The sequence below is a fragment of the Bacillus haikouensis genome (genome assembly GCF_013179555.1).
Taxonomy (GTDB): domain Bacteria; phylum Bacillota; class Bacilli; order Bacillales; family Bacillaceae_B; genus Rossellomorea; species Rossellomorea haikouensis_A.
Genome location: NZ_JABMCR010000482.1, coordinates 1 through 1,895, shown reverse-complemented (window position 1 = coordinate 1,895; position 1,895 = coordinate 1). Strand labels below are relative to the sequence as shown.

The 1,895-nt window shown below is 42.7% G+C and carries 3 protein-coding genes; 2 read left to right on the top strand and 1 reads right to left on the bottom strand.

The window, feature by feature from the left end; all coding sequences use genetic code 11:
- The coding region (locus HP456_RS23460) for a P1 family peptidase (protein WP_172255536.1) at nt 1–326 on the bottom strand (326 nt) is incomplete at its 3' end.
- 272 nt (nt 327–598) lie between these two features.
- On the opposite strand from HP456_RS23460, the gene HP456_RS23455 reads away from it, so the two are divergent.
- Together HP456_RS23455 and HP456_RS23450 are read left to right on the top strand one after the other, a co-directional pair.
- Entirely contained in the window at nt 599–1,408 is an 810-nt protein-coding gene (locus tag HP456_RS23455) for a CAP domain-containing protein (RefSeq protein ID WP_246289399.1), read from the top strand.
- A gap of 268 nt (nt 1,409–1,676) precedes the next feature.
- Nucleotides 1,677–1,895: hypothetical protein (locus tag HP456_RS23450; protein WP_172255534.1), on the top strand; the 219-nt coding region annotated here is incomplete at its 3' end.

Genomic DNA, 1,895 nt, shown 5'->3' with positions numbered 1-1,895 from the left:
GTTCCCCTCATTACATCTCCGACAGAAAGTGTATTGGTAAGCATGATCGGACTTTCCAGCACACCCAATTCCTCGATTTGAATGGTTCCCGCGGTCTTGCCGAACCCATTGATGATATGTGTGGCTGCGAAGACTTTTTCTCTGAATAAATTGCCTGCATGGGGCAAAATAGCCGTCACACCAGTGCGGACAGTTTTCCCGTCTCGATCATGATAAAGTGTATGATGCCCCACTTTAACGCCTTCTATATCGGAAATGCTGTTAGCTGGCCCGCAAGGATAAGAACCGATCTTCACTCCAAGCTCACGCAGTCTTTTTCTCTCCATGAAAGTGATCACTCCTTTATAATCTGCTCCTTCTACTATTCGATTTTGAACGGTTTATTACCTTTTTTGATGTGCACTCTTATCATGTGACACCTGGCCCGGTCCCGGTGTTTTGAGCCAGGCATCCTCTCGATCCATTTCCTGGCACTGATACTCCCACATATTTCACAGAATATCACCTGAAAAAGGTGCAAATATTAATAACTGCCGCAGCAATTGATAGCCATTTTTGGCAGCGATACTAAACCATAACCCATTTGGAGGAAATGAATTTGAAAAAACACCTTAGATTGTTAAGCATATGTGCGATGATCCCTTTAATGCTTTTAACAGCATGTAACAACAACGACGGCAATGAGAACCTTACCGGAACACGAGATGTTAACTACGATCCTGTAAGTTACGGAAATGCCGATAACCCACGGGAGAATTTAGATCAGGGCAGAGCTGCGGATATGGGCGGATCTAATGTAAATGAAGGCAATCAGACTGCTCTTCACCGTTTTATGGCGCCGATTGATCCTGATGAACAATTACGTGAGTTTACACATTTAGATCCTGGAGAAAATTTCGCTCAGAACGGCGGCGAAAAAGCTCAACAGCCTAATAACGGACAACCTAATAACGGACAACCTAACAACGGTCAGGCTGAGCCTCCGGCAAAGCAGCCTCAGAAAGAAGCTCAGACCTCAGACGCAAAAGGGTTTGTGAAACAAGTTATTGATTTAACCAACCAGGAAAGAAAAAAGAATGGACTGGGAGCCCTTAAGGCAGATGGAGAACTTGCAAATGTTGCTGAAATGAAATCTGAGGATATGAAAGATAAGGATTATTTTTCACACACCTCCCCGACTTACGGATCTCCATTTGAGATGATGCAAAACTTCGGGGTAGATTATTCTTCTGCTGCAGAAAACATTGCTGTTGGACAAAAATCTCCACAATCTGTTGTAAATGCCTGGATGAATAGCCCGGGTCACCGCAAAAACATCCTGAACGGCCAATTAACTCATATCGGGGTTGGAATCGCTAAAGACAATAGTCAGGGGATTTACTGGACTCAGATGTTCATTGCAAAATAAACCAACCAAAAAGAAGGGCTGATTGCAATCGGTCCTTCTTTTTGGTTGAGCTTCCTTACTGAAACGGATGGGATGGTTCTCCAATACAATCTCATTTTTCACTCCAGTTGAATCATTCAACAATTCACCAAAGCACAGGTCATTGCTCATATTCCTATACGCCTCAAGACCGAGTAGAAAATAATTCTATGGCGTCATTGTTGTGAAAGGCTGCATCCCTTACAATTAAATTATGATTTGGAAAAACAAACCAAAGCGAGGGATTGGGATGAAAAATATTTTTGCAGTGATCATTGCGATATTGGCTTTAGGTGCACTCTACACCATTTTAAATGATCAAACTTCGTTGTTCGCGAAGGATAATAAGTCGGGGGATTCGGTCAAGGTTACAAATGACATCGATAAGATTGAGTTGTTTCTTGAAAGCGGCGAGACGGAAATCATACCTACTGATGATAATGAACTAAAAGTTGACATCGACGGGAAA